Source organism: Phenylobacterium sp. (assembly GCF_036264965.1).
Taxonomy (GTDB): domain Bacteria; phylum Pseudomonadota; class Alphaproteobacteria; order Caulobacterales; family Caulobacteraceae; genus Phenylobacterium.
Window position 1 is genome coordinate 1 of the sequence record NZ_DATAPY010000129.1, and the last position, 23,969, is coordinate 23,969.

The window sequence follows — 23,969 nt, forward strand, 5'->3', positions numbered from 1 at the left end:
GCACCGGCGCCTCGGTCTCGACGTCGAAGCGCACGAGGCGGATGTTGAAGAAGGGCTTCAGGTAGGCGGGGATGCGGCCGATCGCGCCCAGCTGTCCGTCGAAGTTGAACATCGAGACGTTGCCTTCGGTCGAGCCGTAGAACTCCAGGATCTCCGGGATCCCGAAGCGCTGCTTCAGCGTCGGCCAGATGTCGGGCCGAAGGCCGTTGCCGAAGGCCAGGCGGATCTTGTGGCGCGTCTCGTCCTCGCCCGGCGCATGGTTCACGAGGTAGCGGCAGAGCTCGCCGATGTAGACGAACATGGTGCAGCCCTCGGCGACGACATCGCCCCAGAAATGGGTCGCCGAGAACTTGCGCCGCAGGAAGACCGAACCGCCGTTCAGCAGGGCCGCGCCGAGCGCGCAGAGCCCGCCGGTGGCGTGATAGAGCGGCAGGGCCACATAGATGCGGTCGGTCTGTTTCGCCCCCGTCGCGCCGGCGAAGCCGCGCATGTAGAGCTGGGCGCGGACGTGGGTGATCCGCGCGGCCTTGGGCATGCCGGTGGTGCCGGAGGTGAAGATCAAGAGCGCCGTGTCGCGGGCGCGGATGTCCTCGCGCACGATCTTGTCCGGCGGCAGCTGGCTGCAGCTCTTCAGCGCCTGGACCAAGTCGCGCTGGTCGCCGTGGGCGGGACCGAACACCCACTGCGACAGGGGTTTTTCCAGCAGCGGCTTGGCGGCCTCGAACACCGGCGAAGTCTCGGCGTCGACGATCACCACCGCGGCCTGGGAGAGGTTCAGGCAATGGGCCAAAGCCAGGCCCGAGAGCTGGTTGTTGATCAGGGCAGTGACCACGCCGATCTTCGACAGGCCGTACCAGATGGCGAAATATTCCAGCCGGTTGGGCATGAACAGCGCCACGGTCTGGCCGCGCCGCAGATTGGCGCCCTTGCCCCAGTGGGCGAAGCGATTGGCGATGGCGTCGAGCTCGGCGTAGCTGACCGTGCGGCCTTCGAAGGTCATAGCCGTGCGGTCGCGCCATCGATCGACCGCGTCCTGGATGTCGTCGCAGATCAGGTTCGGGCTGTCGGGCGCGATCGACTTCACGCGCTTCAACGTCCGGTTCAGTCCGCGCAGGAACCGCCACTCGCGCTGCAGATTGGCCTTGAGCGGCATTCGGGGCTCCGACAACGCCCCCAACTTGGGGATGCGGCGCGGGCGGGGTCAAGTTTTTGAAGCAGCTGTTCGGCGGCGGAGCGGTGGCTAGGCGGAAACGCGGCGCCGCAGCCACAATTGATTAATCAGACCTTTCCAGAGGCCGCGGCTGAGGCGAGCCGCGGTCAGGAGAACCGCTCCCACGCCGATTGGCGCGAGACGCCGAGACTGGTCCCGATGTCCGCCCAGCTCACCTCGCGGCTGCGCAGGGTGTCGACCACCTGTTGCAGGAAGTCGCGGCTGGCGTCGGCGGCGAAGTTCACCGAGCCCATCAGCGACAAGAGCTGGTCGGTGGAACGCTCCAGCGGCTTCTGGTAGCCCTTGTCGGGGATCGGGCGGCCGGCGACCACGTCGTTACACATCTCCACGCACTCGTCGCAGATGAAGACAAAGGGGCCAGCGATCAGCTTGGCCACCTCCTGCTGGGACTTGCCGCAGAACGAGCAATGCAGCGCCTTGGGCAGCCTATGGCCGGTGGCCCGTTCGAGCTTGCGGCGGGCCTTGATCTCTTCCTGGGTGCGCTTGGGCTTCGGCTCGGCCACGGCGGCCTCCATGTCAGGTCATTCCTGACTGTCAGGTATCACCTGACGGCGACACCCTGTCAAGGATATCCTGACGGATGGAATTAAGGTCATTTGGCGCCGGCCAGGCGGCGAGCCGCGCCGCTCGGCGTTGACCGGGATCACGATAGCGTCGCCGCAAAGCCCTGTATTTGCACAAATCCTTCAAACGGTTCGGCGCCGATGAAGCGTCGCCGTGGCGCAATGGCCGGCCACGTCGGCCCATGTCGCCGCCGGAACCTACCCGGAAAGTTCCCGTTTGAATGATCCAACGACAGATCCCAGGAGGGAACCCAAGATGCCCATCGATTTCAACGCTACCCCCGGCGAAGATCCGAGCCGCGGCGACGCCGACAACTCGGCCTTCGCGGCGGTTCCGGCCTGGGAACGCAACAAGAAGCGCCGCGGCTTCGGCGGCGGACGCCGTACGGATGAGCCGCGCAGCTTTGCGCCGGCTGACGCCCCGCTGACCGCCGATTCGCCGGTGGATTCCATGGGCGCCGTGGACCCCGCCACCGACACCTTCGCGTCCGGCCCGACCTTCGCCAACCGCACGTCCAAGAGCGCGTCCAGCCGGGTTCCGCTCGCCATCGTGGCCGGCCTGATCGTCGTCGCCGGCGTCGGTGCGGCCGGTTGGTACGCCCTGCAGCCGCACGGTGCGCCGGGCGTGGCCGAACTGACCCCCGGTTCGACCAGCACCACCACCACGCCCGACGGCTCGGTGACCACCCAGGTGGCCGAGGCCGCGACGCCGCCGGCGACGCCCGCCGCCCCGGCCGAGAACTCCACCACGACCACCACGACGGCCAAGACCGCTCACGGCGCGACGGTGACGCACAAGACGACCACCACGGTCCGCTCGCGCGCCGCCTCGGACACCGCGGCCGACGCCAGCACCACGGCGCCGATGCCGGCGCCTGTGCAAGCCGCGCCGCCGCCCGCCCCCGCCGCTGCGCCCCCGGCCTCTGCGGCGCCGGCTCCGCCGCTGGTGCTGAACCTGCCGCAGACCACGGGCCCGGCTCCGGCCACGGTTTCGCCGCCGACCACTGAGGCCGCGCCGCCGCCGACCCAGACGCCGCCGACAGTCTAAGTCCGACCGTTGGGGACCGATGAAGGGGCCGCTCCGAAAAGGAGCGGCCCTCTTCGTATGCGCCTTAGGGCTTGTGGATCGCGGTGATCTCCGGAAGGCCCTCGGCCTCCTTGGTGTCGAAGGCGATCTTCTGGCCGACCTTCAGCCCCTTCAGCAGGTCGGGCGAGGCCAGGTGGAACGGCATGGTCATGGTCGGCCAGCCCAGCGCCGGGATCGGTTCGTGCTTCAGGGTGACCACCGCCTCTTCCGCATTGATCTCGGTGACGACGCCCACGCCCTTGGCGGCGCGGCCGGCGGGCGGCTTGGCGGCCGGAGCGGCGTCAGGCGTCTGAGCGGCGAAGGCCGCGGGGGCGGCGCCGGCGGCGAGGATCAGGGCGAGGACGAGGGCGGGACGCGGCGACATCAGGAAGCTCCAGCGGGCTTGCAGTCTTCTCGCCGGGGAATGTGGCCGGTCCAAGCCCCGAAATCCATCTCAGCTTGGGCGCCCCGGATCAGCCTGTGGCTGACCGGCGGATGACGAAGGTGGGCTGGCGGGTGGAGACAACGGCCCCTAGGCTCCTGCCATCCTCGAAGGGGCCACCATGTCACCACGTCTCATCGCGATCCTGGCGCTCGCCGCCGCGCTGGCCTCCGCCGCCCACGCCCAACCGCCGATCCCCAGCCGCACCCCGCTGGCGATGATCCCCGTCGCGCCGGCCAAGACGGTGTCGCGGGTGGAAACCACGCGGGTGGATTTCGCGCCGGGCCAGGCGATGCCGGAGCACAAGCACACCGTGCCGGTGATCTGCTTCGTCACCGCGGGCGACTTCCTGACGAAGATCGGCGACGCGCCGGAGACGCGGGCGGCGCAGGGTTCAGTGACCTACGAGCCACCGCAGATAGTGGTGCACTATTTCCGCAACGCCTCGGCCACGGCGCCGGCGCAGCTCACCTGCGCCTCGCTGGCTGGGTCGGAGGACAAGGTCCTCAACGTCATGCTGGACGCCAAGGCGAAGTAAGCGCCCCCCCCCCGCGACCGACTGCCGCATAGAGCATTTGCACCATGTGGCACGTTGCATGCCGCATTAACCTTGGCTGCGAGACCGCTGAACGTTGGGTCGGTGAGGCGTCTTGGGGGCGCCGCACCGGCTATCGTCGCTTTGCGGTCAAGGCGCTCAGGCGGCGACGGTCCAGCGCCCGCCTGAGAAGCCGTCGTCGTTGGCGGGGGGTGGCGCAAGCCGTCTCCGCCGACGGCGGCGCACCGCGGTCCGGCGTTCGCGCCGGGCCGCGACTATGCCGCCCAAGGACTGGCGGACGAGCTTGAGGCCGGTGCGGATCCATCCCGCCGCGCCGGTGACCCAGACGATCGCGGCGACATCCAGATAGGCGATGATATCGCCGGCGCCGATCAGCGGCATGTCAGCCGGCAGGGTCTGGGCCAAGGCCATCACCGCCAGCGCGAACGCCAGGGTCACGCCGATCCGCCAAAGGGTCGAACGGCTGAACAGCACCTTGCGGCCGTCGGGCGTCAGCAGCCACGCGGGCATCAGGACACAGAGCCTGTAAAGCTGCATCCGCCACAGTGCGAAGGGTCCGCCCACGTCCGTCTTCTCAGAGCCTGGCTTGCAGATGGGGAGACCCGCGCGGCTCGCAACCTAGCGCGGCCGCCCGGCGTGCTCGGCGAGGATCAGGGCGGCGGCGGCGGTGACCTTCTTGCCGGTGGGCAGGTGGATGAATTCGTTGGGGCCGTGGGCGTTGGAAGCCGGACCCAGGACGCCGGTGATCAGGAACTGGGCCTGCGGGAATTTCTCGCCCAGCATGCCGATGAAGGGGATGGTGCCGCCCTCGCCCATCATCGCCGCCTCGCGGCCGAAGGTGGCCTGGGACGCGCGCTGCACGGCGGCCTCCAGCCAGGGCTGCAGCGGCGGGGCGTTCCAGCCGGGGCTGGCCTGGACGGTCTGGAAGGTGATCTTGGCGCCCTGCGGCGGGTCGGCGGTGAGCGTCTCCTCCAAAGCCTTGGCGCAGGCGGCCGGATCGGCGGTGGGGGGCAAGCGGACGCTGAGCGCCAGGGAGGTGCCAGGCCGCAGGACGTTGCCGGCGCTGCGCGGGCTTGGCAGACCGTCGGCGCCGATCACCGTCAGCGCCGGACGCCAGGTGCGGTTGAGGATCAGCTCCGGGGTGTCGCGGGTCGGCGGATGGGTGTCGCCGGCGAAGGGGAACTTCTTCCAGACGGTCTCGCCCAGCGCCTGGGCGGCGACCTTGGCCTGGGTCTTCCGCTCGGCCGGGATCTCGACGTTGAAGGCCTTGGGCTTGATCTGGCCGGTCGCCTCGTCTTCCAGGCGCGAGAGCAGGGCGCGGGCCAGGCGGAAGCTGTCGGGGACCACGCCCGAGGCGTCGCCGGAGTGAACGCCCTCGGTCAGCACCTCGACGGTGAGCAGGCCGCCGGCCAGGCCGCGCAGCGACGTGGTCAGCCACATCTGATCGTAGTTCCCGCAGCCGCTATCGAGGCAGATCACCAGCGAGGGCGAGCCGATCCGCTCGGCCAGGTGGTCGACGTAGAAGGGCAGGTCGTAGGAGCCGCTTTCCTCGCAGGCCTCGATCAGCACCACGCAACGGGCGCGCTTCACGCCCTGGGCCTGCAACGCCAGCAGCGCGGTGACCGAGGCGTAGATCGCATAGCCGTCGTCGGCGCCGCCGCGGCCGTAGAGCTTGTCGTCCTTGATCACCGGCTCCCAGGGGCCGAGGCCGTCGGACCAGCCGGTCATCTCCGGCTGCTTGTCCAGGTGGCCGTAGAGCAGGACGGTGTCATCGACCTCGCCCGGGCTCTCGATCAGGATCACCGGGGTTCGGCCCTCCAGGCGGACGACCTCAAGCGTGGCGCCGGGCAGCGCCTTGATCTTCTCCCGCGCCCAGCCGGTCATGTGCTCGACCGCCTGGTCGATGAAGCCCGACCTGGCCCAGTCCGCATCGAAGGCCGGCGACTTGGCGGGGATGCGGATGTAGTCGACTAGCGCAGGCGTGATCTCGCGATCCCAGATGTCGGCGGTGAAGGCGTTGAGGGCCTTGGCGTCCATGGCGAACTCTCACAGAGGCGGAAGATGGCGGAAGTCCTAGCGCAGCCGCCCGTGCGCCCCAATGCCGCATCGCGGCGAGCCTTTGCCTTTCGGTAAACAGCGGGCGCCATTCGTGCGTGTCGAATGGATCGGGGACGAGGCGATGATCAACTGGACTGAGCTGGGTGAGTGGGCGACCGCCTTCATGGTGGTGATCTGCGGCGCGCTGACCGGCCACTACGCGGCCGAGGGCATGAACGCCATCCAGTGGGCCGGCGCGATCAGCGCGGTTCTGGGCTCGGTGACCCTGGCCGTGGGCGTGCGGGTCTGGCCGGCCCGGCAGAAGACCCAGCGGGCGCGGGACTGATCCGCGCCACCAGCAGGCTGAAGACGACCTGCCAGGGCAGGTAGAGCACGACGGGCAAGGCGAGCTGGTGCAACAGGTCGACGGCCGCGAAAAAGGCCAGGCAAAGGCCTCCGCCCAACATGCCCAGCACCGCCGAGCCGCCGGCGGCCCACAGAAGCGTCTGCCGTGACGGCTTGGCCCGGCCGAGCGCGACCAGTCCCAGCAGCGTCGGGGCCGCGCCGACCAGTCCGCCGAGGGCGCCGGCCGGCCCCAGCATCCATATCGGTTCATTGTAGCCCGGCGTCGCCTTGAAGGTGACAAACACCGCCGCGCTATGGGCCAGAGCGACGAGCACGGCCCAGGCTGCGGCCTTCCAGGGCGTCAGGCGACCCGTGGCGGCCAGGCCGAGGGCGGCCGGGACAGCGTAGACCACGATCGGTCCGTAGAACTGCAGGGTCTGGGGGAGCGGGGCCAGCTGGATCGCCGAGTCCGCCGCCAGGTGCGCGACGACCGCCGCGGCCAGCCAGGCGCTCAAGGGCCAGCTAGTCCGCATAGATATCGAGCCCCAAGGCGCTCAGCAGGTCCTGCTGCTGGGAGAGCGTGACCTTCATCCCGTCGCGACTGCCCAGCGCCAGGAGGTCGAGGCCGGAGACCTGCGCGCCGCGCAGATCGGCGCCGGCCAGCTTCGCGCCGTCGGTCACCGCCTGGAAGAGATCGCATTTCGACAGGTCCGCGCCCTCCAGATCGGCGTCGGTGAGGTCGGCTTCCCGCAGGGATGACCCGGAGAGATCGCAGCCGCGCAGGCCCGCGTCGGACAGGTCGCAGAGCTCCAGGTTGCAGCGCTGGAACGCCGCCGACGTGTGCACCGTCTTGGCGCTGAGCGTGCGGGCGAAGTCGGCGCGGTGGAAGCGGGCGCCGCGCAGGTTGGTCTCCTTGAACGTGACCGACCAGGCGCTGGTCCGCTCGATGTCGGCGAAGGAGAGGTCGCAGGCCTCGAACCGCGCCTGGTCCAGCTGGCTGAACGCGATCTGCACGCCGGAGTGGCTGTCCGGGTCGGCGAAGTTGCAGCGCACGAACACCGCCTCGCGCAGGTCGGCATGGGCGAACCGGCAGCGGGTGAACCGGCACTCCACGAACCGCGCCCCCTGCAGCATGACGGCGCTGAGCTGGCCGTCGGTCAGGGTGCAGCCGGTCAGCTTGATGTCCGCCAGATCGCGCTCCCCGAAGTCGTAGGCCGACAGGTCCAGGCCGTCGTAGGACCCGCCGGACTCCAGCTCGGCCAGTTCTGGCACCCGCCCGGCCGCCCTATTCGGCGGGTGTCAGCGGGACCAGGATCTCGCCGCCGCTTTCGCGGAACTTCTGCGCCATCTCCTCCATGCCGACCGCCACCTCGTTCTGGCCGCGGGCGGCGTCGCGGATGTCCTGGCTGATCTTCATGGAGCAGAACTTCGGGCCGCACATGGAGCAGAAGTGGGCGGTCTTGAAGGCCTCCTTGGGAAGGCTCTCGTCGTGGTATTCGCGCGCGGTTTCCGGGTCGATGCCGAGGTTGAACTGGTCCTCCCAGCGGAACTCGAAACGGGCGCGGGAGATGGCGTCGTCCCAGGCCCGCGCGGTCGGATGGCCCTTGGCGAGATCGGCGGCGTGGGCGGCCAGCTTGTAGGTCATGACGCCCACCTTGACGTCGTCGCGGTTGGGCAGGCCCAGGTGCTCCTTCGGCGTCACGTAGCAGAGCATGGCGGTGCCGAACCAGCCGATCATCGCAGCCCCGATGGCGCTGGTGATGTGGTCGTAGCCGGGGGCGACGTCGGTGGTGAGCGGGCCGAGCGTGTAGAACGGCGCCTCGCCGCAGACCTTCAGCTGCTTGTCCATGTTGGCCTTGATCTTGTGCATCGGCACGTGGCCGGGCCCCTCGATCATCACCTGCACATTGTGCTTCCAGGCGATCTGGGTGAGTTCGCCGAGCGTTTCCAGTTCGCCGAATTGCGCGGCATCATTGGCGTCGGCGATGCAGCCGGGACGCAGGCCGTCGCCCAGGGAGAAGGAGACGTCGTAGGCCTTCATGATCCGGCAGATGTCTTCGAAGTGCTCGTATAGGAAGTTCTCCTTGTGGTGGCTGAGGCACCACTTGGCCATGATCGAGCCGCCGCGTGACACGATGCCGGTCACCCGCTTGGCGGTCAGCGGCACATAGGCCAGCCGCACCCCCGCGTGGATGGTGAAGTAGTCCACGCCCTGCTCGGCCTGTTCGATCAGGGTGTCGCGGAACACCTCCCAGGTCAGGTCCTCGGCCACGCCGTTGACCTTCTCCAGAGCCTGGTAGATCGGCACGGTGCCGATCGGCACGGGGCTGTTGCGGACGATCCAGTCGCGGATGTTGTGGATATTGCGGCCGGTGGAGAGGTCCATGACGGTGTCGGCGCCGCAGCGGATCGCCCAGACCATCTTGTCGACCTCGTCGGCGACGTGGCTCAGCACCGCGGAGTTGCCGATATTGGCGTTGATCTTCACCAGGAAGTTGCGGCCGATGATCATCGGCTCGAGCTCGGTGTGGTTGATGTTGGCCGGGATGATGGCGCGGCCGCGGGCGATCTCGTCGCGGACGAATTCCGGGGTGCAGTGGTCGGGGATCTCGGCGCCGAAATCCTCGCCGTCGCGGATGCAGAAGTCGCCCGACTGGCGGCGCAGGTTCTCGCGGATGGCGACGTATTCCATTTCAGGGGTGATGACCCCGCCGCGGGCGTACTCCAGCTGCGTGACATTAGCCTCGCCCTTGGCGCGGTAGACGCGGCGCGGGGCGGTGAACTGCGGCGCCAGATGCGCGCCCTTGGCGAAGCCGTTGTCCTCCGGCTTCACCTCGCGAGGGTTTTCGACGAGCTCGATGTCGCCGCGGGAGACCACCCAGGGCTCGCGGGTCTTCGAGAGGCCCTTCTCGATGTCGATGCTGGTCGTCGGGTCGGTGTAGGGACCCGACGGATCGTAGAGGGTCAGCGCCGGCTCGTTGGCTGAGGGGTGGACGGCGACTTCGCGGAAAGGCACGCGGATGTCCGGCCAGAGCGTCCCGGCCTGATAGACCTTCTTCGATCCGGGACGCTCGCCGGTCGGGATCTGGGCGGGCTCGAAGGTTGCTGTGGGCTTGTTCATCGCATGCGGCCTCTCTGGCAGAGGTCCGCCGGACGGGGAGATCGACGCGGCCTCCAAAGACTGCGGGCCGCAGGTCCTTCCCTTCGCCGGCATGACCCGGATCAGGTTCGACGGGTCGCGGGATCACCCGCCTCTCAGCCGCTGAGCGCGGCCCCCCGAGGAGAGGGCGACGCTACCCCCGAAGCCGCCGCAAGGGAAGGCGGCAAGGGCGGAAATCCTGTGGTCTGCGCTCGCGTGACACTAAGGTCTTCTCCGGAGCCGCCCGCCTTAAGTCCGGCTTCACCCGTCGCGCCTAGGCTCGCCCCATGCTGCGCCTGGCTCCTGAGCGTCCGTGAACATCTCGCCGATCAGCGCGGTGGTCGCCGTCCTGCAGGCCGAAGTGGCCGACCTCATGGCCCGCGACCTGAGCCTGCTGGGCGAGATCGTCGGCAAGCCCTCCGCGGTCACGCCCGCCGCCACCCAGACGACCGCGACCCAGACGACCGCGACAACGCAAGCCGCCGCGACGACGCAGGCTCTGGCGCCGACGCCCAATGCGCCCGACAGCCCTCCCGCCAATGCCGTCGCCCAGGCCGTGACCGTCGCCCGCGCCGACGCCGCTGGACGGCAGGCCGGCCTCGCTCCGCTCATGGCCGACCTCGCCCAGGTCGAGGAAAGCCCGGCTCTCCCGGCCGCGGTCCGTGCCGCCATCGGGCAGGTGCTGAACCTGCAGACGCCGCTCGACGGTCCCCTGACCGCCCAGGTGGTCGCCCGCGCCGTCGCCCAGTCCGGCCTGTTCCTGGAAGCCCATCTCGCCGCCAACCCGGGCGCGCCTGTCCCGCCGGACGTCAAGGCGGCGCTGCTCACCCTGCAACAGGCGCTTAGCCCCCAGGCCGAGGCCCCGGCCCCGCCGCAGGGCCGGCCCAACCCGGCCGCCGCCCCGCCCATCGCCCAGCCCGCAACCGCCGCCCCGTCATCCGCGCCGCCCCCGTCGGGCGCTGTGCAGCAAGCGCCGGCCGCGGCGTCGGCCCCGCTCCCGCCCCCGCCGGACCTAAAGGCCGCGGTCCAGACCCTGCAGCAGGTCCTGGCCGCGCCGCCCGAGGAGACCGCCGGCCTGCCGGCCCCGCTCAAGGCGGCCCTGGCCCAGGTGCTGACCCCGCCGCCGTCCGGGGCGCCGGGCGTGGTCCCGCCCCAGACCTTCGCCAAGGCCGCCGCCCAGTTGGCGCCCCTGCTCGACGCCTACCTCGCCGCCCCGGAGGAAGAGGTTGCGCCGGAGGTCAGGGCGGCGCTGCAGACGCTGCAGGAGACGTTGAACGCGCCCGCCGACGACAGGCCCGCGCTTCCGCCCCGCGCCTCGCCGCCCTCGCCGCCCGCCCGCGACGGCGCCATCACCGCCCAGGCCGCCGCGCGACCCAGCCTGCCCGAACACGCAGACGCCCAGCTCATCGCCCAGGTGCTCAGCCGCGGCGTCGACCAGGCGCTGGCGCGGCTGACTCTGCACCAGCTCGCCTCCCTGCCGGACGGACCGAACCAGGCCTGGACGTTCGAACTGCCGGTGGCCACGCCGCAAGGCGCCGCCATCGCCCAGTTCCAGGTCGACCGCGACGCCGGCGCGGGCGGTGGCGGCGAGGGCGACCCCGGTTGGCGCGTGCGGTTCTCCATCGACATCGAGCCCCTGGGCCCGGTTCATGTGCAGCTGGCCCCAGGGGCCGAGCGCGCGTCGGTCACCGTCTGGGCCGAGCGGCCGGACGGCCTCGTGCGGTTGCGCAGCCTGGGCGGCGAACTCGCCCGGGCCCTGCCGGCCGATGTCCGGTTCCAAGGCGGCTCGCCGCGCCAGGCCGCGGCGACCGCCGGCCGCTTCGTCGACCAGACGTCGTGAGTAGCGTCGGGAAAATCCCGCTGGCGGTGGCCCTGCGCTACGACCCGCTGAAGGCCACCCGCGCGCCCCGCGTGGTCGCCGTCGGCCGCGGCGAGATCGGCCGCAAGATCATCGAGACCGCCCGCGAGCACGGCGTCCCGTTGGAGACCAACGAATACCTCGCCGAGGCCCTGGCCGGCGTCGAGCTGGAGACCGAGATCCCGATCGCGCTCTACGAGGCGATCGCCATCATCCTGGCCTTCATCCTGCGCGCCTCGGTGCTGCCTGCCGACACGCCGCGCGCGACCACGCTTCCGCCCTAGACCCTGTCCCGGCTGACTTGGATCAAGCCAGCCGGGAAAGAACAGGGTCGTCGTCCATATCTGGAGCCCTTCTTATCCACTCAGGTTGATTCAACCTGAGTGGGAAGGGCTCTTGGGTCCCGAGGCCGAAGGCGGCGGAGGGAAGGCCGGAATGTCCTGTGCTTTCGCGCGATCTTCGGCAGTTCCTCGTCTTGCGGGGCGGCGCTGGGCGGCCTCCACTGGACGCACCTCTCGACGGAGCGAACCCATGCACAGTTCGGATCGGCGTCATTTCCTGCGGCTGGGCGCGTTGGCGGTCGGCGCGGCGGGCTTGGCCGGCGCGGCCATGGCCCAGGAGGCCGCCACGCCGAAGAAGGTCTATGTCTGCCCGCCCTGCGGCTGCGCGGCGGACGGCAAGGAGTTCCCCGCGCCCGGCGCCTGCCCCGAGTGCGGCACGCCTCTGATCGAGAAGACGCCCGTGCCAAAGCGATCGAGCTTCTAGGCCCGCGAACGCCGCAAGCGGAGCCCACTGGACGGCCAAGGCAGCGCTACTATTCTGCTCCCAAAAAAAGAACACACGTTAGGGAGCAAACGACATGAAACCAGCCTTCGCGCTGGTCGGCGCCGCTATTCTCGCGGCTTCGACCCCGGCCCTCGCCGCCCCAAAGGCCGACGCCGCCAAACAGTGCTTCCGCGCCCAGGACATCGGCGCCCACACGGTCGGCGACAGCCACACCCTCTATTTCAACGTCGCCGGGAAGTCGGTCTATCGGGTGACCATGCGCAATGTCTGCCTGGGCGGGATCTCGTCGAGCGACCCGATCGAGATGACGGCGCGCAGCGGCTCCGGCAGCATCTGCGAGCCTGACGATCTGGACGTGCGCGCCACCCTGGCCGGCGGCGGGGGTCTCTCCACCCGCTGCCTGATCGACGAGCTCACCAAACTGACCCCGGCCGAGGCCGCGGCCCTGCCTAAGGGCGCGAAGCCTTAGGCCTGGACGAGCCGCACCCGGGTTCCCGCCAGGATCACGTCGCCGTCAGGGGCGAGCCGGCCACGGGCCTTGGCGGCGGCGTGGACGGCCAGGGGATCGCGCACCGCCACATCGAAACGGCCGAGGCCCTCGCCGCGGCCATCGTCGGCGCGCACGAACCGGAGCTCACCGCCCTCGTCGAGCCCGATGCGCCAATATTCGCCCATCGGCTCGACCTCGCGGCCGATCACGGCGCCCCAGCGGGCAGCCATGGCGAACGGGTCGTCGCCCTGCAGCTCGGCGCCGACGAGAGCTGTCGAGACGTCGGTGCGCACATGGTCGCGCCAGCCGGGGCCGCCCCACTCCCAGCGCTCCCAGGGGTCCATGTAGTCCAGCGACAGGATCGCCCCGCCGATATCCTTGGGGTGCACGTGGCTCATGGCGACCGCGCCGCCGTGCAGGTCGGCCTGCTCCACCACGCGGGCCTTGGCCGCGGCGACGCCGGCGCGGGCCTTCTCGATGTCCTTGACCTGCAGGATCACCATATAACCGCCGTCGCCGCCGCGTTTCTCCAGCAGCCGCCCCGCCGTCGTGCCCTCCTGCTTCGGCGAGACGACCTCCAGGAAGGTCTCGCCCACCGGGAAGACCGCGTTCGCCAGGCCGAACTTGCCGACGCCGGGATCGGCGTAGGCGTAGTCCAGGCCCAACACCGCGCGGATGTCGGCTTCGGCGGCGGCCAGGTCCTGGCCCACCAGAGCGATCTGTCGAAGGCGCATGGACGTGGGCTCCCCTGTTCTGGCTTGCCCGACCCTAGGCGCACGCCGCAGGGGGCCGTCAAGCCGAGCTTCCGTTGGGGGCGGCGGAAGGCCTAGGGTTCGCCCAATGACTTATGGAGGAATGACCATGGCCGCGCTCGACACTGGGACCGAAGACCTGCTGGCGGATCTGGACGAGGGCGTGCTGACCCTCACGCTCAACCGGCCGCAGGCGCGCAACGCCATGAGCGACGCCATGAACCAGGCGCTGGGCCGCCAGCTGGCCGCGGCGGAACTGGACCCGGCGGTGAAGTGCGTCGTGCTGACCGGCGCGGGCCAGGGCTTCTGCGCCGGCGGCGACGTGAAGGGCATGAACGAACGCAACGCCGGACCCGGCGGCGGCCCGTCGATCGACGAGGCGATCCACCGCCAGCGCGTCAATCAGCGGGACACGGCCGGGCGGCTGTTCAAGATGCCCAAGCCGACGCTGGCCGCCCTGCCCGGCGCGGCGGCGGGCGCGGGCTTCTCGCTGGCGCTGGCCTGCGACCTGCGGATCATGGCGAGGACCGCCTTCCTGACGACGGCCTTCGCCAAGGTGGGCCTGGCCGGGGACTACGGCGGGACCTATTTCCTGACCCAGCTGGTCGGATCGGCCAAGGCGCGCGAGCTCTATTTCCTGTCCGAGCGGGTGAGCGCCGAGGAGGCGTTGCGGCTGGGCCTCGCCAACTGGGTCTGCGAGCCCGAGGAGCTGGCGGCGAAGACCCGTGAGCTGGCGCTGCGCCTGGCGGCCGGACCGGCGATCTGCTTCCGCTACATGAAGGAGAACCTGAACCGCGCCATGGCCGGCGAGGTCGACGACTGCCTCGACCTGGAGGTGACCCATCACGTCCATTCGGCGCGCACTGAGGACCATCGAGAGGCGGCACAGGCCTTCGTCGAGAAGCGCGCGCCTGCGTTCCAGGGGCGCTGAGCGGCAGCTCGGCGACGGAACCTTCGGCTCCGGATGCTGTTACGGTGCGGGGTGATGCGGCCGGGGTCGCCGCACATGGAGGCCTAATGGCGCGGGACCACAGGGAAACGCCGCCGATCGAGGGCGACCGCTATCGGCTGCTGGTCGACGCCATCACCGACTACGCGATCTACATGCTCGACATCGACGGGCGCGTGACGAGTTGGAACTCAGGCGCGCAGCGATTCAAGGGCTACGAGGTCCACGAGATCATCGGGCAACATTTCTCGCGCTTCTACACCGACGAGGACCGCGCGGCGGGCGTGCCGGCAAAGGCGCTGCGAACCGCCGTCGAGGAGGGCCGTTTCGAGACGGAGGGCTGGCGCGTGCGCAAGGACGGGGCGCGGTTCTGGGCGCACGTCCTGATCGACCCTATCCTCAGTCCGTCGGGCGAGTTGATCGGCTTCGCCAAGGTGACCCGCGACCTGACCGAGCGCCGCGGGGCCGAGGAGAGCCTGAAGCGCAGCGAGGAGCAGTTCCGGCTGCTGGTGCAGAGCGTCACCGACTACGCCATCTACATGCTCGACCCCACCGGCCACGTGTCGAGCTGGAACGCCGGGGCCGAACGGATCAAGGGCTACACGGCGGCCGAGATCCTGGGTCAGCACTTCTCGCGGTTCTACATCGACGCCGACCGCGAGGCCGGCGAGCCGGCCAGGGCCTTGCAGATCGCGGCCAGCGAAGGCCGCTTCGAGAAGGAAGGCTGGCGCCAGCGTAAGGACGGCACTCGATTCTGGGCGCATGTGGTGATCGACGCCATCCACGGCGACTACGGCGAGGTGATCGGTTTTGCGAAGATCACCCGCGACATCACCGAACGGCGGGAAGCGCAGCAGACCTTGGAACGGGCGCGTCAGGTGCTGTTCCAGTCGCAGAAGCTCGACGCCATCGGCCAGCTCACCGGTGGCATCGCCCATGACTTCAACAATCTGCTTATGGCGGTGATGGGCAGCCTGGAGCTGCTGCGAAAACGCCTGCCGCCCGACCCGAAAGCCGCGGTGCTGCTGGAAAACGCCATGCAGGGCGCCCAGCGCGGCGCCTCCCTCACCCAGCGCATGCTGGCCTTCGCCCGCAAGCAGGACCTGCAGTTGGCCGGCGTCGACATCGCGCACCTGGTGCGCGGCATGACCGGGCTGATCGAGCGTTCGATCGGTCCTTCGGTGCAGATCCGCACCCGACTCGCCGCCGGCCTGGGGCCCGCCTTGACCGACGCCAACCAGCTGGAAGCCGCCCTGCTCAACCTAGCGGTCAACGCCCGCGACGCCATGCCGAACGGCGGGACCCTCACCATTGAGGCCAGCGACGAGATCGTCGGTGAGGCGTCCGAGCAGGGCCTGCCCGCAGGCGCCTATGTCCGGCTCTCGGTGATCGACGAGGGCGAGGGCATGGACGAGCAGACCCTGGCCCGCGCCACCGAGCCATTCTTCACCACCAAGGGGATCGGCAAGGGCACGGGGCTCGGCCTGCCGATGGTCCACGGCCTGGCGGAACAGTCGGGCGGACGCCTGGTGCTGCACAGCACCCCCGCAAAGGGAACGCGGATCGAGCTGTGGCTGCCGCGGGCGGAGTCGGTCGGCGTCGAGCTGGCCGCAGAACAGATATTGTGTCCCGCGACCTCCAAGCCGGTGCTGACCGTCCTGGCCGTCGATGACGACGCGCTCGTCCTGACCAACACCGCCGCGATGCTCGAGGACCTGGGACACCGGGTGCTCGCCGCGGCCTCGGCCGCCGAGGCGATGGTGCTGCTGAGCCGCAAAACCCCTGACCTGGTGATCACCGATTTCGCCATGCCTCAGGTCACCGGCCTGCAACTCGCCGACGAGATCCGCGCCCTGCACCCGACCATGCCGGTGGTGCTGGCGACCGGCTACGCCGAGCTTCCCCGGGGCGCGGGCGAGGGTCTGCTGCGGTTGGCCAAACCCTATGGCCAGGCGGAGCTGGCGCAGATCCTTCAGGAGGCCTTCCCCGTCCGCGATCGCGGCGCCGCCGGGTATCCCGAGGCCGTGGGAGCGCCAAGCCTATAGACCTGCCCATCGCCCGAGGCTCCGCCGCCAAACCTAGCGTCGGGGCTTCAGGGTCCGGGTGAAGAAATCGGCGATGTCGGCGATCAGGACGTCCGGCGTGGGGGCCTCGCGCTGGCCCTTCGAAACGGCGGTGAGGCCATGACCGTCGCCGGCAATGCGCACCAGGGTCACGTCGCCGCCGGTCGCCTTGAGCCGCGCCGCCAGGTCATCAGAGTGGTGTGGGGCCACGAACCAGTCGTCCTGGCCATGCAGGATGAGGAACGGCGGAGCGCCGGGGCGCACGTTGTAGAGCGGACTGGCCGCGCGGATCTGCGCCAGACGCTCCGGGCTCGGGTGGGACGGCAGGCCCGACACTGCCGCCACCCAGCTGGGCGAGCCGCGGAAATCGCCGAGGTCAGCGGGCCCCCACATATCGACGACGGCCTGAGCCTGGCCGGCCAGCCCCAGCATGGACGAGAGGTAGCCGCCCTGGCTGGGTCCCATCAGGCCAACCCGGCCCGGGTCGAGACCGAGAGCCACGGCGTGGGCGCGCAGGAAGTCCAGCGCGCAGCGGACGTCGGTGATCTCATTGGGGACCGGGTGGAACGGCGCCAGGCGATAGTCGACGGAGGCCACGGCGAAGCCGCGCGCCAGGAGGTCGCTGCGCAGCCGGATGAACCAGGGCCCGTCGGGGCCGCCATCGTCCAAGGCGCGTGAGCCCTGCAGGGTCTCCCCGCCGTGGATGTAAACGATCAGCGGCGCCGGACCGTCGCCAAGGCGTCTGGCGATATCGAGGGCCAACGGCCGGCTGTTCGGCCAGCAGAAAGCGAGGGTCGCCTCTTTCCCGGGCCCAACCGAGATCGGCGTCTCCCGGGCAAGCCAGGCCGACTCCCGCCCGGCGACCTCGCCGCCCCAGCCGAACAGGGTCAGGACCGGCAGCGCCAGGGCGAGCGCCAGTCCGCCGCGCCACCCGAGCCCCGTGCGGGCCTTCAAGGACGGCGAGAGAGAGCCGCCGACGCCCAGGAGAAAGACGACCCCCGCCGCCGGAAGGGCGATGTGAAGGAGGCTGCGCGGAACCCCACCGTCCAGCACCAGGACCACCGCGAAAATCTGCGCCGCCCTGGCGCTGCCGAGGCCCGCCGCCGCCAGGGCGGCGACCGCCACGAGGATCATCCCGACCGCCAGGCGCCGGACCCACGGCCGCGCGTGCGGCCAACACAGCACCGCGCAGACCGCGAAGACCACGCCGGCCGCCGCGGCCATGAGGCCTGCGTAGAGGTCTGGAATCGCCGTCGACTCAAGCCGCCAGAGCGCGCCGTGCGCGTCCGGAAATCCCGCCGCCTGCCCGGTCTGCCAGAGCGCCGCGGCCACGAAGGCCGCCAGGGCGGCCGCTGTCAGCCTTTGGCTGGTCGGCCACACGGCGGCGATCGCGCCCGCGGCGACCTGCAGCGCGAAGATCAGGCCAAGGCCGAGAGCGACCATCGCCGGCGGCGCATTGGCGCTGGTGAGGTTCGCGGCCACGATCACAGCGGCGACCAGTCCGCAAAGCGCTCCGAGCCAGGGCCCGGCGCCTCGGCGCAGCGTTGGATCGCCCCCCATGGCCGCTTGTCTCCCGACGCCGTTCAGCCGCAGTTCACCGGAACAAGCGCAAGCATGTTAGGTTTACGGTAGGGCAAGGAGAAACGATGATGAAGCGTCTTGTTCTGGCAGGTGTGACGGTCGCCACGGTCCTTGGGGTCGCGATGAGCGCCAACGCCCAATCGGGCGACGGCCAGTGCGTACGGACCCAGTTCCTGCGCAACCACACGGTGGGCGACAACCACACGCTCTACTTCGACTACGATGGCCGCGATGTCGTGAAGCTGACCACCAGCGGCAACTGCCTGGCCGCGGTCACCTCCTCCGATCCCATCGTCCTGAAGGACCGCAGCGCCGGGCAGATCTGCAAGCCGATCGACTGGGATATCCGGGTGCGCGGCATCCCCTGCATGGTGACCGGCATGACCAAGCTGACGCCAGCCGAGGTCGCCGCTCTGCCCAAGGGCAAACGGCCATAATCTCCCCTCCCCGTTCCGGGGAGCGAAATCGCCTCGGAGGGGCTGTCCCTTGCGTCAAGTTCGATGTAAGCGCGGGGCCCATGCACCTGTCCCGCTTCAATCCCCTCCGCTTCGCCCATCTTCCCACGCCGCTGGAGCCGCTTCCCAGGCTCACCCAGGCGCTATCCACGTCCCCCGGCGGCGGTCCGGAGCTGTGGATCAAGCGCGATGACTGCACGGGCCTCGCCGGCGGCGGCAACAAGACCCGCAAGCTTGAATATCTGCTGGGCGACGCCCTCGCCAACGACGCCACGACGCTGGTGACGCAAGGCGCGGTGCAGTCGAACCATGTGCGCCAGACCGTGGCCGCGGCCTGCCGCTTCGGCCTTGAGTGCGAGATCATCCTGGAGGAGCGGACCGGCTCCAACGCCGTCGACTACACCCAGTCGGGCAACGTCCTGCTGGACGAGTTGATGGGCGCCAGGATCCGCCGCGTGCCGGGCGGCACGGACATGAACGCCGAACTCGCCAAGGTGGCCGCCGAGGTCGCCGAGCGCGGTGGCACGCCCTACGTGATCCCGGGCGGCGGCTCCAACATCATCGGCGCGCTGGGCTATGTGGAGTGCGCCCTGGAACTGGTGAACCAGGCCAACGAGATGGGCCTGGAGATCGACCGCATCGTCACCGCCACCGGCAGCGCCGGCACCCACGCGGGCCTAGTGGCCGGCATCGCGATGATGGGCGCCGACATCCCGATCCTGGGCATCGGCGTGCGCGCGCCGAAGGAGGCTCAGGAGGCCAGCGTCTTCAAGCTGGCCGTCGAGACCGCCGACCTGCTGGGCCACAAGGACCGGGTCACGCGCGACATGGTGGTGGCCGATTGCGACTATGTCGGCGCAGGCTATGGCCTGGTCGACGAAGAGGTGATCGAGGCCCTGAAGCTGGCGGCCCGCACCGACGCGATCCTGCTGGACCCGGTCTACACCGGCAAGGCGATGAAGGGGCTCATCGCCCTTTCCAAGAAAGGGGCGTTCGACGGGGAGACCGTGGTCTTCCTGCACACCGGCGGATCGCAGGGCCTGTTCGGCTACCAGTCGGTGCTCGACGGACACCTGTGATGAGCGAATCCCTCGTCCTGGGCGTTTTGGGCGGCATGGGTCCGGCGGCGACGGTGGAATTCCTCGCCAAACTTCAGGCCTATACGCCGGCCAAGGGCGACCAGGATCACATCCGGGTCATCATGGACCTCAATCCCAAGGTGCCCGACCGCAACGTTCCGGGCTCGCAGGCCGGCGCTGTCCTGGCCGAGATGGCGGGCGCGTTGCAGGGCGCCGGGGCTCAGGTGCTGGCGATCCCTTGCAACACCGCCCACGCCTACGCCGACCTCGTGCAGCGAGCGAGCGGCCTGCCGCTGATCGACCTGATCGAAACCGGCGCCAACGCCGCTCGCGACCTGGGCGCGCGGCGGGTCGGGGTGCTCGGCACCAAGGGCGCGCTGCGGCTCTATCGCGAGTATCTGGCCGCCCAGGCCATGGGCCTCGTCCAGCTCGCGCCGGATCGCCAGGACGCGTTCATGGCGACCATCTACAAGATCAAGGCCGGAGACCTGGGCTCCGACGTCCGCGCCGAAATGGCCAGCTACGCCGCCGACCTGATCGCCAACGGGGCCGAGGCGGTGGTCGCCGGCTGCACCGAGGCGCCCCTGGTGCTGAGCGCGGCCGACGTGCGCGCGCCCTTCATCGATCCCGGCGACCTTTTGGCCCGGCGCTGCGTGGCCGTTTGCCTGGGCCAGGAGCCGATCCCTGCGCTGCCCGTCGGCTGAAAGCCACCGGCTCACCGTATCGCCGCTGAAACAGACTTGGCGCCGCGATGACCAAGTTCTGTCGTAGCCTGCTGGCGGATTCGACGGGGGAAAAGCCTATGCGGCGACAGCTTGGCGCACTGACGGTTACGCTGGGCCTGGCGGCGGCCCTCGTCGGCGTGGGCGCACACAGGAGCGCCGCCCAGGGGCAGGCGCACATGGTGGCCGGCTTCACCCAGCTGTTCGTCAGCCCCGCCGGCGAGCCCTATCGCGGCAAGCCGGGCGATCCCTATCCGGTGGCCCTGTGGTTCAAGCAGGCGGACCTGAACCACGACGGGGTGATCACCCGCGACGAGTTCCGCGCCGACCACAAGGGCTTCTTCGAGGCTCTGGACTATGACGACGCCGGCTACCTCGACGGGCCGAAGATCGCCTTCTACGAATCCAAGGTGCTGCCGGACCTGTTCGTGACGTCGATAAGCCGCCAGCAGCGCCGGCCTGGCGCTGGGACGCCCGGAATCGAACTGGCGAACGACGTCCCCGGCCGCGACGGCGCCGAATTCATCCGCGTCCAAGGTTCGCTCGCCGGCGCGCTGGGGGGGCCCACGAACCAGGACGCCCAGCAGATTGAGGGCGCCCGCGGCCCGCTCCCGGGGCTGAACGCCCAGCGCAAGGCGCGCAAGGAGCTGCTCGGCGCCGCGGCCTATGGCCTGCTGCAGGAGGCCGAGCCGGTCCGCGCCGCCGACACCAACCTGGACGGCCTGGTCTCCAAGGCCGAGTTCATGGCCGCCGCCGACCGGCGCTTCAACCTGTTGGACAAGCGCCACGACGGGAAGCTGACCCTGGACGAGCTGCCCCAGACGGTCAGCCAGATCGAGCTGGCGCAACAGGAGCGCCGGGGAAAGAAATAGCCGTCCGGCGTTAGCGCCAGCGCAGTAGCCGCGATCCCGCCACGGCGCCCAGGCCGGCCGCCAGGGCCATGCCCAGCGTGTACCAGATGGCCAGGAACGGGGCCGAGGTCTCGTTGCACGCGATGGCGTAGACCGCCGCACCGAGCGCGCCGGCGCATCCGCCGGCGACCAGGCCCGCCGCCCGCAGGCGGGTGGGCGCCAGGCCCCGCACCGCCCAGACCGCGCCGGCCAGCAACGGCAGGCCGATGGCCACGATCCGCCAGGGACAGACCATTGAGGAGTGGCCCATCAGCATCGCCCGATGAGCCTCCGGCGGCGCCTGGGCGTAGCGCATCAGGGCCATGGCCGCGACGACCACGAAGGGAACCGCCGCGACGGCGACGAGCGCGCCGGGCCGCACCGCCGGCTTCGCCAGCCGCGTCAACAGCGCCGCCAGGATCAGGCCGGTGATCGCCGCATAGCCGAACTTCATCCAGAACATCGGCGTGAGTACGGCTTCGGCGATATCCGGCCGGGGCCCGAGCCAGGCGAGCATCACCGCCGTCGAGCCCAGCGCGCCAAGCCCCAGGCCCAGCGCCACGCGCCGCGCGGCGGCGCCGGGCGCGACCTTGGGCAGGTCGGCCGAGAGGCTGGCGATCAGGTCGTCAGTCTTCATCTGGCCCCTCCTCGCCGCCGGGGCCCGCGTACTTGCCGCCGAGCGCCTTCAGGCCCCGGTGGATCGCGACCTTCACCGCCGATTCCGTCATGCCGTGCTTCTCGGCGGCTTCGCGGGTGGAGAGGCCCTCGATCTTGGTCTCGCGGATCAGCTCGCGGGTGCGCGCCGGCAGGTCGGCCATGACGCGGTCCAGATCGCGGGCGGCCATGGCGGCCTCGGCGCCGCCGGAGGCGCCGGGCGGGGTGAACAGGGCGTCGGCCTCCTCGGCCGGCGCGCGCAGGTGGGCGCGGCCGCGGCGCAGCGCGTCGATCAGCTTGTAGCGTGCGATCGCATAGGCCCAGGCGGTGAAGGGCTGGCCGGCGTCATAGGTGGCGCGGCGCGTATGCACGGCGATCAGCGTCTCCTGCACCAGGTCCTCGGCGTCCAGGCCCGGCGGGCAGCGGCGGCCATAATAGGCGCGGAGCAGCCCGCTGAGCTCATCCAGCAGCCGGCGATAGGGCCCGGCCTCCCCGGCGAGGCCGGCGAGCATCAAGCCTCTCAATCTGGGTTCGATCTCGTCCAACGCCGCCTTTTAGGGACTTCGCGCTTGCCGGCGAAAGGTTACAGGCCCTGGCTTGGTAACCGAACCGCGCGCCGTTGCGAACCAATGATCGAGCCTTGCCGGAGATGACCATGAAAAGCCTGATCGCCAGCCTGATGACCGCCGCGGCCCTCGCCGGCGGCGGTGCGGCGTCCGCCCAGCCTGCCGCGCCGGTGCAGGTCGTCGAACTCTACACCAGCCAGGGTTGCTCCTCGTGCCCGCCGGCCAATGCGGCGGTGGCGGCGATCTCTGCGCGGCCGGAGATCCTGGCGCTCAGCTTCGGCGTCACCTACTGGGACGACCTCGGTTGGAAGGACACCTTCGCCCAGAAGAAGTTCACCGACCGCCAATGGGACTACGCGCACGGCCTGCGCCACGCGCAGGTCGCCACGCCGCAGGTGGTCGTGAACGGCCGGCTCGACACCATCGGCGGCAGCGTCGGCGACATCGACGCCGCCCTGCGCCGCGCGCCCCTGCCCGCCGGCGGCCCGGCCGTGAGCCTGACCGCAGGCGCCGCGGCTATCGCCGGCGCCGCACCCGCTCGCCCGGCCCAGGTCTGGCTGGTGCGCTATGACCCCAACATCGTGCAGGTGCCGGTCAAGCGCGGCGAGAACACCGGCAAGACCCTGCCGCACAAGAACGTGGTGCGCGAACTGACCCGCCTCGGCGACTGGAACGGCGGGGCCAAGAGCTTCGCTGTCCCGGTGGCGCCCGCGGGCCTGAACACCGCCATCCTGCTGCAGGCTGGTCCAGGAGGCCCGATCCTGGCCGCCGCCAAGGGCTGAGCCACCCCTCATCGCTGAACGACCCCATTCTCCGCGGCCCCGCGGAGGAGACCCTGCCGGCTTGCCCGGTTCCAACCTGAAGGAAGACCCGAAATGACCCTGCGCAACACCTTCGTCGCCCTCACGGCCGCCACCCTGGCCGCCGCCGTCGCCGGTTCGGCGATGGCCCAGGACAAGCCCGCCACGGGCTCGATGTCCACCGGCGCCATGGCGGCCTCGCCCATGAAGACCGACGCCATGAAGACCGATGCCATGAAGTCGGACGACATGAAGAAGCCGATGAAGAAGAAGCCGATGAAGAAGGCCGCTATGGCCAAGACCGGCGCCATGGCCACCGGCTCGATGTCGACCGGCGCCATGAGCACGCCGAAACAGTAAGGGCCCTACAAGCTCGTCATGGCCGGGCTTGTACCGGCCATGACGGCTATTTTGGACGCTAGAGCTGAGCCAGCAGGTAGTCGGCGGCCGAGACCTTGAACTCGCCGCCCTCTTCGATGTTCAGCTCTTTCACGACGCCGTTGTCGACGATCATGGAATAGCGTTGCGAGCGCTTGCCCATGCCGAAACGCGAGGCGTCGAAGGCGAGGCCCACCGCGTCGGTGAAGGCCGCGCCGCCGTCGGCCAGCATGACGATGTCGTCGCCCACCGCCTGATCCTCGGCCCAGGCGCGCATCACGAAGGCGTCGTTGACCGACAGGCAGGCGATCACGTCGACGCCCTTGGCCTTGATCTGGGCGCCTAGCTGCTTGAAGCCCGGCAGGTGCTTGGCCGAGCAGGTCGGCGTGAAAGCGCCCGGCAGGGCGAACAGCGCCACCTTCTTGCCGGCGAAGAATTCGTCCGTGGTGACGGGCTTGGGACCCTCGGCGGTCGCCTGGGTGAGGGTCACGCTGGGCAGCTTGTCGCCGACTTTGATGGTCATGGGTCCGTCCTCCTGATGTTGCCCTAGGCAGATAGCGTCATCTC

At 70.1% G+C, this 23,969-nt stretch carries 27 protein-coding genes, 1 pseudogene and 1 riboswitch; of the genes and pseudogenes, 15 read left to right on the plus strand and 13 right to left on the minus strand.

Annotated features, from left to right (window positions below; all coding sequences use genetic code 11):
• Together VHS75_RS17190 and VHS75_RS17195 are read right to left on the minus strand one after the other, a co-directional pair.
• On the minus strand, positions 1 to 1,153 hold a 1,153-nt coding region (locus VHS75_RS17190; protein WP_329639839.1), incomplete at its 3' end, for an AMP-binding protein.
• Between the two features lie 383 nt (positions 1,154 to 1,536).
• Positions 1,537 to 1,656 (minus strand): annotated as a pseudogene (locus tag VHS75_RS17195) (ClpX C4-type zinc finger protein); the annotation flags it as partial.
• Between the two features lie 394 nt (positions 1,657 to 2,050).
• Between VHS75_RS17195 and VHS75_RS17200 the strand changes: the two are divergent.
• Positions 2,051 to 2,842, plus strand: a complete 792-nt coding sequence (locus VHS75_RS17200; protein WP_329639840.1) for a hypothetical protein — start codon at positions 2,051 to 2,053, stop codon at positions 2,840 to 2,842.
• 64 nt (positions 2,843 to 2,906) lie between these two features.
• Here the strand turns inward: VHS75_RS17200 and VHS75_RS17205 are convergent, their stop codons facing one another.
• Complete coding sequence (locus VHS75_RS17205; protein ID WP_329639841.1) at positions 2,907 to 3,245, minus strand: copper-binding protein; 339 nt, start codon at positions 3,243 to 3,245, stop codon at positions 2,907 to 2,909.
• A gap of 178 nt (positions 3,246 to 3,423) precedes the next feature.
• Between VHS75_RS17205 and VHS75_RS17210 the strand changes: the two genes are divergently transcribed.
• On the plus strand, positions 3,424 to 3,840 hold the full coding sequence (locus VHS75_RS17210) for a cupin domain-containing protein (protein WP_329639842.1): 417 nt from the start codon (positions 3,424 to 3,426) through the stop codon (positions 3,838 to 3,840).
• A gap of 156 nt (positions 3,841 to 3,996) precedes the next feature.
• Here VHS75_RS17210 and VHS75_RS17215 read toward each other — a convergent pair whose 3' ends face one another.
• The gene (locus tag VHS75_RS17215) at positions 3,997 to 4,422 is read right to left on the minus strand and encodes a hypothetical protein (protein WP_329639843.1); all 426 of its coding nucleotides are present in this window, start codon (positions 4,420 to 4,422) and stop codon (positions 3,997 to 3,999) included.
• A gap of 54 nt (positions 4,423 to 4,476) precedes the next feature.
• Positions 4,477 to 5,895: a M20 family metallopeptidase gene (locus VHS75_RS17220; RefSeq protein ID WP_329639844.1), complete on the minus strand. Its 1,419-nt coding sequence runs from the start codon at positions 5,893 to 5,895 to the stop codon at positions 4,477 to 4,479.
• Between the two features lie 112 nt (positions 5,896 to 6,007).
• On the opposite strand from VHS75_RS17220, the gene VHS75_RS17225 reads away from it, so the two are divergent.
• Positions 6,008 to 6,241: a hypothetical protein gene (locus VHS75_RS17225; protein WP_329639845.1), complete on the plus strand. Its 234-nt coding sequence runs from the start codon at positions 6,008 to 6,010 to the stop codon at positions 6,239 to 6,241.
• Here VHS75_RS17225 and VHS75_RS17230 read toward each other — a convergent pair.
• From VHS75_RS17230 to thiC, 3 genes are read right to left on the minus strand one after another with little or no spacing between them, the layout of a single operon-like run.
• On the minus strand, positions 6,156 to 6,773 hold the full coding sequence (locus VHS75_RS17230; RefSeq protein WP_329639846.1) for a hypothetical protein: 618 nt from the start codon (positions 6,771 to 6,773) through the stop codon (positions 6,156 to 6,158). The two genes, VHS75_RS17225 and VHS75_RS17230, sit on opposite strands and share 86 nt — an antisense overlap.
• Entirely contained in the window at positions 6,763 to 7,512 is a 750-nt protein-coding gene (locus VHS75_RS17235) for a pentapeptide repeat-containing protein (RefSeq protein ID WP_329639847.1), read from the minus strand. The genes VHS75_RS17230 and VHS75_RS17235 overlap by 11 nt, the downstream gene beginning before the upstream one ends.
• Before the next feature lie 13 nt (positions 7,513 to 7,525).
• Complete coding sequence (gene thiC, locus VHS75_RS17240; RefSeq protein ID WP_329639848.1) at positions 7,526 to 9,361, minus strand: phosphomethylpyrimidine synthase ThiC; 1,836 nt, start codon at positions 9,359 to 9,361, stop codon at positions 7,526 to 7,528.
• A 61-nt stretch (positions 9,362 to 9,422) separates the two neighbouring features.
• Positions 9,423 to 9,529, minus strand: a riboswitch (TPP riboswitch).
• A 163-nt stretch (positions 9,530 to 9,692) separates the two neighbouring features.
• On the opposite strand from thiC, the gene VHS75_RS17245 reads away from it, so the two are divergent.
• From VHS75_RS17245 to VHS75_RS17260, 4 genes are all read left to right on the plus strand, one after another.
• Entirely contained in the window at positions 9,693 to 11,219 is a 1,527-nt protein-coding gene (locus VHS75_RS17245) for a flagellar hook-length control protein FliK (RefSeq protein ID WP_329639849.1), read from the plus strand.
• Positions 11,216 to 11,521 (plus strand): EscU/YscU/HrcU family type III secretion system export apparatus switch protein, encoded by a 306-nt coding sequence (locus tag VHS75_RS17250; protein WP_329639850.1) that lies wholly within the window; start codon positions 11,216 to 11,218, stop codon positions 11,519 to 11,521. Before VHS75_RS17245 ends, VHS75_RS17250 begins: the two co-directional genes overlap by 4 nt.
• 247 nt (positions 11,522 to 11,768) lie before the next feature.
• Complete coding sequence (locus tag VHS75_RS17255; RefSeq protein WP_329639851.1) at positions 11,769 to 12,002, plus strand: hypothetical protein; 234 nt, start codon at positions 11,769 to 11,771, stop codon at positions 12,000 to 12,002.
• Between the two features lie 94 nt (positions 12,003 to 12,096).
• Positions 12,097 to 12,492 (plus strand): hypothetical protein, encoded by a 396-nt coding sequence (locus VHS75_RS17260; protein ID WP_329639852.1) that lies wholly within the window; start codon positions 12,097 to 12,099, stop codon positions 12,490 to 12,492.
• On the opposite strand, the gene VHS75_RS17265 is transcribed toward VHS75_RS17260, so the two are convergent.
• Positions 12,489 to 13,247, minus strand: a complete 759-nt coding sequence (locus VHS75_RS17265; RefSeq protein WP_329639853.1) for a VOC family protein — start codon at positions 13,245 to 13,247, stop codon at positions 12,489 to 12,491. The genes VHS75_RS17260 and VHS75_RS17265 overlap by 4 nt on opposite strands.
• Before the next feature lie 127 nt (positions 13,248 to 13,374).
• Between VHS75_RS17265 and VHS75_RS17270 the strand changes: the two genes are divergently transcribed.
• Complete coding sequence (locus VHS75_RS17270) at positions 13,375 to 14,196, plus strand: enoyl-CoA hydratase (protein ID WP_329639854.1); 822 nt, start codon at positions 13,375 to 13,377, stop codon at positions 14,194 to 14,196.
• A gap of 86 nt (positions 14,197 to 14,282) precedes the next feature.
• Positions 14,283 to 16,259 carry a PAS domain S-box protein gene (locus VHS75_RS17275; protein WP_329639855.1) on the plus strand — a complete coding sequence of 659 codons (1,977 nt, stop codon included), beginning with the start codon at positions 14,283 to 14,285 and terminating at the stop codon, positions 16,257 to 16,259.
• 33 nt (positions 16,260 to 16,292) lie between these two features.
• Here VHS75_RS17275 and VHS75_RS17280 read toward each other — a convergent pair whose 3' ends face one another.
• Positions 16,293 to 17,837 (minus strand): alpha/beta hydrolase, encoded by a 1,545-nt coding sequence (locus VHS75_RS17280; protein WP_329639856.1) that lies wholly within the window; start codon positions 17,835 to 17,837, stop codon positions 16,293 to 16,295.
• Positions 17,838 to 17,926: 89 nt separating this feature from the next.
• Here VHS75_RS17280 and VHS75_RS17285 point away from each other — a divergent pair, with 89 nt between their 5' ends.
• The 4 genes from VHS75_RS17285 (at position 17,927) to VHS75_RS17300 (ending at position 20,986) form a co-directional block, all read left to right on the plus strand.
• On the plus strand, positions 17,927 to 18,295 hold the full coding sequence (locus VHS75_RS17285; protein ID WP_329639857.1) for a hypothetical protein: 369 nt from the start codon (positions 17,927 to 17,929) through the stop codon (positions 18,293 to 18,295).
• A gap of 80 nt (positions 18,296 to 18,375) precedes the next feature.
• Positions 18,376 to 19,392 (plus strand): D-cysteine desulfhydrase, encoded by a 1,017-nt coding sequence (locus VHS75_RS17290; protein ID WP_329639858.1) that lies wholly within the window; start codon positions 18,376 to 18,378, stop codon positions 19,390 to 19,392.
• Complete coding sequence (locus VHS75_RS17295) at positions 19,392 to 20,096, plus strand: aspartate/glutamate racemase family protein (RefSeq protein WP_329639859.1); 705 nt, start codon at positions 19,392 to 19,394, stop codon at positions 20,094 to 20,096. The genes VHS75_RS17290 and VHS75_RS17295 overlap by 1 nt, the downstream gene beginning before the upstream one ends.
• 98 nt (positions 20,097 to 20,194) lie before the next feature.
• Positions 20,195 to 20,986, plus strand: a complete 792-nt coding sequence (locus VHS75_RS17300) for a hypothetical protein (protein ID WP_329639860.1) — start codon at positions 20,195 to 20,197, stop codon at positions 20,984 to 20,986.
• Positions 20,987 to 20,996: 10 nt separating this feature from the next.
• Here the strand turns inward: VHS75_RS17300 and VHS75_RS17305 are convergent, their stop codons facing one another.
• Positions 20,997 to 21,641 carry a DUF1109 domain-containing protein gene (locus tag VHS75_RS17305; protein WP_329639861.1) on the minus strand — a complete coding sequence of 215 codons (645 nt, stop codon included), beginning with the start codon at positions 21,639 to 21,641 and terminating at the stop codon, positions 20,997 to 20,999.
• Entirely contained in the window at positions 21,631 to 22,203 is a 573-nt protein-coding gene (locus VHS75_RS17310; RefSeq protein WP_329639862.1) for a sigma-70 family RNA polymerase sigma factor, read from the minus strand. Before VHS75_RS17310 ends, VHS75_RS17305 begins: the two co-directional genes overlap by 11 nt.
• A gap of 110 nt (positions 22,204 to 22,313) precedes the next feature.
• Here VHS75_RS17310 and VHS75_RS17315 point away from each other — a divergent pair, with 110 nt between their 5' ends.
• Together VHS75_RS17315 and VHS75_RS17320 are read left to right on the plus strand one after the other, a co-directional pair.
• Positions 22,314 to 23,006 (plus strand): DUF1223 domain-containing protein, encoded by a 693-nt coding sequence (locus tag VHS75_RS17315; protein WP_329639863.1) that lies wholly within the window; start codon positions 22,314 to 22,316, stop codon positions 23,004 to 23,006.
• A 93-nt stretch (positions 23,007 to 23,099) separates the two neighbouring features.
• Positions 23,100 to 23,384, plus strand: coding sequence for a hypothetical protein (locus VHS75_RS17320; RefSeq protein ID WP_329639864.1), 285 nt, complete (start codon positions 23,100 to 23,102; stop codon positions 23,382 to 23,384).
• Positions 23,385 to 23,442: 58 nt separating this feature from the next.
• Here the strand turns inward: VHS75_RS17320 and VHS75_RS17325 are convergent, their stop codons facing one another.
• Positions 23,443 to 23,925, minus strand: a complete 483-nt coding sequence (locus tag VHS75_RS17325) for a peroxiredoxin (protein ID WP_329639865.1) — start codon at positions 23,923 to 23,925, stop codon at positions 23,443 to 23,445.
• Positions 23,926 to 23,969 lie beyond the last annotated feature (44 nt).

Coding starts and splice junctions, on each gene's coding strand:
- VHS75_RS17200 (WP_329639840.1), top strand. CDS start 2,051: ATGCCCATCGATTTCAACGCTACCCCCGGCGAAGATCCGAGCCGCGGC.
- VHS75_RS17205 (WP_329639841.1), bottom strand. CDS start 3,245: ATGTCGCCGCGTCCCGCCCTCGTCCTCGCCCTGATCCTCGCCGCCGGC.
- VHS75_RS17210 (WP_329639842.1), top strand. CDS start 3,424: ATGTCACCACGTCTCATCGCGATCCTGGCGCTCGCCGCCGCGCTGGCC.
- VHS75_RS17220 (WP_329639844.1), bottom strand. CDS start 5,895: ATGGACGCCAAGGCCCTCAACGCCTTCACCGCCGACATCTGGGATCGC.
- VHS75_RS17230 (WP_329639846.1), bottom strand. CDS start 6,773: ATGCGGACTAGCTGGCCCTTGAGCGCCTGGCTGGCCGCGGCGGTCGTC.
- thiC (WP_329639848.1), bottom strand. CDS start 9,361: ATGAACAAGCCCACAGCAACCTTCGAGCCCGCCCAGATCCCGACCGGC.
- VHS75_RS17255 (WP_329639851.1), top strand. CDS start 11,769: ATGCACAGTTCGGATCGGCGTCATTTCCTGCGGCTGGGCGCGTTGGCG.
- VHS75_RS17260 (WP_329639852.1), top strand. CDS start 12,097: ATGAAACCAGCCTTCGCGCTGGTCGGCGCCGCTATTCTCGCGGCTTCG.
- VHS75_RS17265 (WP_329639853.1), bottom strand. CDS start 13,247: ATGCGCCTTCGACAGATCGCTCTGGTGGGCCAGGACCTGGCCGCCGCC.
- VHS75_RS17270 (WP_329639854.1), top strand. CDS start 13,375: ATGGCCGCGCTCGACACTGGGACCGAAGACCTGCTGGCGGATCTGGAC.
- VHS75_RS17275 (WP_329639855.1), top strand. CDS start 14,283: ATGGCGCGGGACCACAGGGAAACGCCGCCGATCGAGGGCGACCGCTAT.
- VHS75_RS17280 (WP_329639856.1), bottom strand. CDS start 17,837: ATGGGGGGCGATCCAACGCTGCGCCGAGGCGCCGGGCCCTGGCTCGGA.
- VHS75_RS17285 (WP_329639857.1), top strand. CDS start 17,927: ATGAAGCGTCTTGTTCTGGCAGGTGTGACGGTCGCCACGGTCCTTGGG.
- VHS75_RS17290 (WP_329639858.1), top strand. CDS start 18,376: ATGCACCTGTCCCGCTTCAATCCCCTCCGCTTCGCCCATCTTCCCACG.
- VHS75_RS17295 (WP_329639859.1), top strand. CDS start 19,392: ATGAGCGAATCCCTCGTCCTGGGCGTTTTGGGCGGCATGGGTCCGGCG.
- VHS75_RS17300 (WP_329639860.1), top strand. CDS start 20,195: ATGCGGCGACAGCTTGGCGCACTGACGGTTACGCTGGGCCTGGCGGCG.
- VHS75_RS17305 (WP_329639861.1), bottom strand. CDS start 21,641: ATGAAGACTGACGACCTGATCGCCAGCCTCTCGGCCGACCTGCCCAAG.
- VHS75_RS17315 (WP_329639863.1), top strand. CDS start 22,314: ATGAAAAGCCTGATCGCCAGCCTGATGACCGCCGCGGCCCTCGCCGGC.
- VHS75_RS17320 (WP_329639864.1), top strand. CDS start 23,100: ATGACCCTGCGCAACACCTTCGTCGCCCTCACGGCCGCCACCCTGGCC.
- VHS75_RS17325 (WP_329639865.1), bottom strand. CDS start 23,925: ATGACCATCAAAGTCGGCGACAAGCTGCCCAGCGTGACCCTCACCCAG.